This is a genomic window from Luteibacter sp., from assembly GCF_051958795.1.
In the GTDB taxonomy this organism is placed as follows: domain Bacteria; phylum Pseudomonadota; class Gammaproteobacteria; order Xanthomonadales; family Rhodanobacteraceae; genus Luteibacter.
In genome coordinates this window covers 1-5,174 of sequence record NZ_JBQCFT010000337.1, presented here as the reverse complement: position 1 = coordinate 5,174, position 5,174 = coordinate 1, and the positions used below count along the sequence as shown (strand labels likewise).

Here is a 5,174-nt window from a genome sequence, read left to right as displayed (position 1 = left end):
CACCACCCCCGCCATTTGAAGAACAGCACCGGCAGGATCATGCTGATCACGATCACTCCCAAGGCCATGGGATAGCCCAGCGGCCAGTCCAGTTCGGGCATGTGCTTGAAATTCATGCCCCATATGCCCGCGAGGATCACCGGGGGAATGGTCGCCACCGAGGTGACGGTGAGCACCTTCATCACGTGGTTCTGGTCGGTACTGATGAAGCCGAGGGTGGCGTCCAGCACGAACTGGAGCTTGTTGGTGAGCTGGTCGTCGAATTCATCGAGCGTGCGCAGGTCGTGCTCCACCACGCGCAGGCGGACCTCCACCGCTTCGCTCATCCATTCCGGCTTCTTCGCACGCACGAACGAGACGATGCGCTGGACGCCCAGCATCGACGAGCGGTTGCGCGCCTGCATGCCCTCCAGCCGGCCGACCTCGAGCATGCAATCCCGCAGCACGGGCGTGCCGAGCCGTTCCGGGGTGAACACGCGGTCGGAGAGCTTCTTCAGCTCGGCCGAGACATCCTCCATGCGCTGCGCGCCCAGGTTCACGATGGCCTCGATCAGCGTGGCCAGCACGTCCGCGCTGGATTCCCAGTTCTGGTGGGTGCAGCTCTCGTTGGCCAAGTCGAACGCGGGCGATTCGCTGAAGCGCAGCGTCATCAGCACGTGGTTGGTCACCACGATGCCGACGGGCTGTGACGCGTGGCCGTTATTGGTGTCAGCGAAATAGGGGATCGACAGGTACATCGCGTCGTCATCCGTGCGGATGCGGCTCGACATCGCGAGGTTCACGATGTCCGAGCGCTCGGGCACGCGTAGCCCGGTGATCTCGGCGGCGCAGCGGCGTTCGTCCTCGCTCGGTTCCAGCAGGTCGATCCAGATCGGCGCGTCGGGGCGGCCCATCCCTGGCGTCCAGACGGTCGCGCGTTCGTGTTTGCCGTGTTCGTGGATGATCAGCACGTGTGGTCGTTACCCTGGCAGCCGGATGCGCCGCCGGGCGAACCCGGCGGCGCGGGCAGTTTACGCTTCCAGCGTGGCGTCCATGGTGATCTCGGCCTTCAGCACCTTCGACACCGGGCAGCCTTCCTTCGCCTGCTTCGCGATCTCGGCGAACTTCGCCTGGTCGGTGCCGGGCACCTTGGCCTTGGTGGTCAGGTGGACCTTGGTGATCGAAAAGCCTTCGCCATCCTTCGCCAGGGTTACGTCGGCCTTGGTCTCGATGCGGTCGGCGGTGAGGCCGTTGTTACCCAGCATGAGCGAGAGGGCCATGGTGAAGCACGCCGCGTGCGCGGCGCCCAGCAGCTCCTCCGGGTTGCTGCCCGGGCCATCCTCGAACCGGGATGCGTAGCCGTAGGGTGCATCCTTCAGCACCCCGGTCTGGCTCGAGATGAGCCCCTGGCCTTCCTTGATATTGCCCGTCCAGACTGCCTTGCCCCATTTCTGCATGATGCTTCTCCGTTGGGTGTTGGATTGTGGTGGTGAAGGCGCGCATGCTCTGTCATCGATAAAGCTAACGCCCCGGCCATCGACAGAATGCGAAGGGGCGGCCGAGATGGCTTGGAGAGAACGACGATGAGTGCAGACCCGAAACCCCTGGAAATTACCCACGACCGTGCGAACACCGTGTTCCTGGCGACCGTGGACGGCCATGAGTGCGAGCTCGATTACCGCCTGGAAGGCAAGACCATGGTCATCACGCACACCGGCGTCCCCGAGCCGGTCGCAGGCCGCGGCATCGCCAACCTGCTGACCCGCAAGGCGGTGGACGTGGCCTGCCACAACGGCTGGAAGATCCACCCCGCATGTTCCTACGCCGTGCGCTGGTTCGAGCGGAATACGGAATACAAGAACCTGCTGGTCTGATCGCAGGAGCCCACCCTGTGGGCGACGCCGTTCGCGGAAGAGCCACAGGGTCCTGAGCCTCCCGCCGAAAGATGTCGCCCACAGGGTGGGCTCCTACGGCGGGCTCGGTCGGTGTGGTAGGTTTCACCGCTCCTACACGTCCTGAGCCCAAACGATGCGTACAACCTGGATCGCCGCAGCCATCGCGCTTGCCTGTGTCACCGCTGCACAGGCCGAGCCGGCCCCGAAAGCCGACGACCCGCGCATCGCCGCGATCCTGGAAAGTCTCGGCAAGGTCCGCACGGTGGAATCCGTGGCGATCTCGCCGGATGGCAAGCACCTGGCCTGGGCGGTGAAGACCGACGGCAAGCCCGTGCTGCAGGTCGCCGACGTGGACGGCCGCAACGCCCGCCGCGTGACCGCGACGAAGGGTTGCAGCGAAACCAGCGTCGCCTGGGCACCCGATTCTAAGCACCTGGCCTTCCTCTCCGATTGCGGCGGCAAGGGCGCCGGCGTGGAAGAGGGCAAGCAGAACGATATCCAGGTGGTCGATACCACCAGCAAGGCCGCGGCGCAGCGCCTGACCCACCTCACCGGCTACGTCAGCAGCCTGGCCTGGTCGGCCGACGGCAAGCAGCTGGCCTTCCTCTACGTGCCGAACGCCACGCGCCGTGCAAGCGCCACCGCCGCGGCCAAGCCGCAGCTGGGCGAGATCGGCGTGGAGGGCCTGGAGGTGCAGCAGGTCGCGACCGTCGGCGCCTCCGGCGGCCCGGTGCGCGTCCTCACCCCGGCCGGGCTGCACGTTTACGAATATGCACTTTCGGCCGACGCCAAACGCATCGCCTACGTCGCCGCCGAGCCGCCGGGCGATAACAACTGGTGGATCGCCAAGTTGTACGTCCAGCCCGCCACCGAAGGTGCCAAGGGCAACGTCATCGTCGATACCAACGCCCTCAAGGGGCCGCTGAAGGACCTGCAGATCGCCGTGCCGCGCTTCTCGCCGGACGGCTCGCGCATCGCCTTCATTGGCGGCCTGATGAGCGACCAGGGTTCCACGGGCGGCGACATCTGGACCGTGCCTGCCAACGGCGGCACCCCGGAAGACATCACCCCCGATATCCACACCACGCCGGCCTGGCTGTCGTGGGCGGCGGATGATCGCCTCTTGGTCTCCGAGCAGGTAGCGGGCGCCAGCCGCGTCACCAGCTATGCGGTGCCGGCGCAGGGCGCCGCCACGCCTACCACGCTGTTCGACCTGCCGATGTCGCTGGGCGACGGCCGCCTCTCCATGTCGCTTTCGCTGACCCAGGACCAGAGCCACGCCGCGTTCATCGCCAGCAGCTTCGACAAGCCCTACGAAGTGCATGTCGCCGACCTCGGCGCGAAGTCGGCCCCGGTCGCGGTCACGTCCTTCAACGCCGGGCTCAAGCCGTCGTGGGGCAAGGCCGAGTCGATCACCTGGAAGAACGAAGGCCATGACGTCCAGGGCTGGCTGCTGTACCCGGCCAACTACGACCCGGCGAAGCGCTACGGCATGATCGTCTCGATCCATGGCGGCCCCGCCGCCGCCGTGCTCCCGCGCTGGCCCAACGCCGGCTACGGTGCGGCGCCGCTCTCGGCGCTGGGCTACTTCGTGTTCATGCCCAACCCGCGCGGCAGCTACGGCCAGGGCGAAGCCTTCGTCCAGGCCAACCGCAAGGATTTCGGCTACGGCGACCTACGTGATGCCCTGGCTGGCGTGGATACGATCGAAAAGACCCACCCGGTCGATGACAAGCGCCTGGGCCTCACCGGCTGGAGCTATGGCGGCTTCATGACCATGTTCGCGGTGACCCAGACCGACCGCTTCAAGGCCGCGGTGGCCGGCGCGGGCATCTCCAACTGGCAGAGCTATTACGGCCAGAACCTGATCGACCAGTGGATGAAGCCGTACTTCGGCGCCTCGGTGTATGACGACCCGGGCGTCTACGGCAAGAGCTCGGCCATCAACTACATCAAGCACGTGAAGACCCCGACGCTCGTGGTGGTCGGCGAGCGCGATGCCGAGACCCCGGCGCCGCAGTCGTGCGAGTTCTGGCACGCCCTGCGCGCCCAGGGCGTGCCGACCACGCTGATTGTCTACCCGGGCGAGGGCCACGGTTTCGCCCGCGAGGCCAGCCGCCGCGACGTCCTCGCACGGGCCCTGGCCTGGTTCGACACCTACCTGGCCGCCCCGGCCAAGGGTCGCTGATCCGGGGTACGACGAACGGCACGGATTGCGTTTTTCCGCTAAGGCAGCATCATGCGTGCTGGGCCCGCCAATCTCACCGAATGTGAAGACGGCGGGACCCGGCGTGGCGGGGGCATTAAAGTTGCGGGTGCCCACGGCCGATAAGCCGGAGATGAGTCGTACCTTGCCCGGGCTCTCCCCAGGCTCCCGGTGAGGTCACAATGGTTGGTTGGTCCCAGCGCCTGGCAAAGCCAGGCCGGAGCGAGGCGTGCTGACAATTAGCGTCGAAAACGGCATACGCCATGCCGTCTCGAACTGCGCACGCTGGCCCCTCGCGGGGCCGGACGGCAACAGCTGCTCGGGATTCAGCACCAGCGGCGCCGGGCTCGGCTGGCTGGTGTCGCTGGTGGTGGTCTTCGCGGTGGCCTCCATCGTCATCACCATGCTGGTCACCCAGCGCCGCAAGCTCCACGCCCGCCTGAAGGATCCGCGCGAAGAAGCGCGCCGGGCCCTGGCCTTCCACGCCTACCACGACACCCTGACGGGACTGCCCAACCGGGCGTTCCTCATGCGCGAGCTGGAAGAGGCGCTGGCCGATGGCCGTGACGCCATGCTGGCGGTGATGTTCATCGACCTCGATGGCTTCAAGTCGATCAACGACACCCTGGGCCACGAAGCGGGCGATACCTTCCTGCGGGCCGTGGCCACCTCGCTTCGGAGCAGCGTCCGCGAGCGCGACACGGTCTCGCGCTTTGGCGGCGACGAGTTCGTCGTGGTGGTGAAATCGTATGGCGGCATGGAAAACCTGGTCCGGGTGTGCCGCAAGGTGCTCGACCTCGTTTCGCAGCCGGTGAACGTGGCGGGCCAGCTCGTCGCGGTCAGCCCCAGCATCGGCGTGGCCATTGCCCCGCAGGATGGCAAGGAAGCGGACAGCCTGATCCGCAACGCCGATGCCGCCATGTACGCGGTGAAGGAAACCGGCAAGGCCGATTTCCGCTTCTATGAAGAAGGCATGCTCGAGGCCGCCCGCGAGCGCCTCGCGCTTACGGTCGAATTGCGCGAGGCCCTGCAGCGCGGCGAACTGGATGTCGAATACCAGCCCAAGCGCCACCTGCACGACGGCAGCCTTGCCG

The 5,174-nt window shown here is 66.6% G+C and carries 5 protein-coding genes; 3 read left to right on the top strand and 2 right to left on the bottom strand.

The window, feature by feature from the left end:
• The coding region (locus tag ACTHLF_RS17680) for a CorA family divalent cation transporter (RefSeq protein WP_440329025.1) at positions 1 to 950 on the bottom strand (950 nt) is incomplete at its 3' end.
• 60 nt (positions 951 to 1,010) lie between these two features.
• A complete protein-coding gene (locus ACTHLF_RS17675; RefSeq protein WP_440329023.1) occupies positions 1,011 to 1,436 on the bottom strand; it encodes an OsmC family protein in 426 nt (141 codons plus the stop codon).
• A 126-nt stretch (positions 1,437 to 1,562) separates the two neighbouring features.
• Between ACTHLF_RS17675 and ACTHLF_RS17670 the strand changes: the two genes are divergently transcribed.
• The 3 genes from ACTHLF_RS17670 to ACTHLF_RS17660 all read left to right on the top strand — a co-directional run.
• Entirely contained in the window at positions 1,563 to 1,853 is a 291-nt protein-coding gene (locus ACTHLF_RS17670) for a GNAT family N-acetyltransferase (RefSeq protein WP_440329022.1), read from the top strand.
• Positions 1,854 to 2,007: 154 nt separating this feature from the next.
• Positions 2,008 to 4,062, top strand: coding sequence for a S9 family peptidase (locus ACTHLF_RS17665; RefSeq protein ID WP_440329020.1), 2,055 nt, complete (start codon positions 2,008 to 2,010; stop codon positions 4,060 to 4,062).
• A 247-nt stretch (positions 4,063 to 4,309) separates the two neighbouring features.
• Positions 4,310 to 5,174: diguanylate cyclase domain-containing protein (locus tag ACTHLF_RS17660; protein ID WP_440329018.1), on the top strand; the 865-nt coding region annotated here is incomplete at its 3' end.

Coding starts and splice junctions, on each gene's coding strand:
- ACTHLF_RS17665 (WP_440329020.1), top strand. CDS start 2,008: ATGCGTACAACCTGGATCGCCGCAGCCATCGCGCTTGCCTGTGTCACC.
- ACTHLF_RS17670 (WP_440329022.1), top strand. CDS start 1,563: ATGAGTGCAGACCCGAAACCCCTGGAAATTACCCACGACCGTGCGAAC.
- ACTHLF_RS17675 (WP_440329023.1), bottom strand. CDS start 1,436: ATGCAGAAATGGGGCAAGGCAGTCTGGACGGGCAATATCAAGGAAGGC.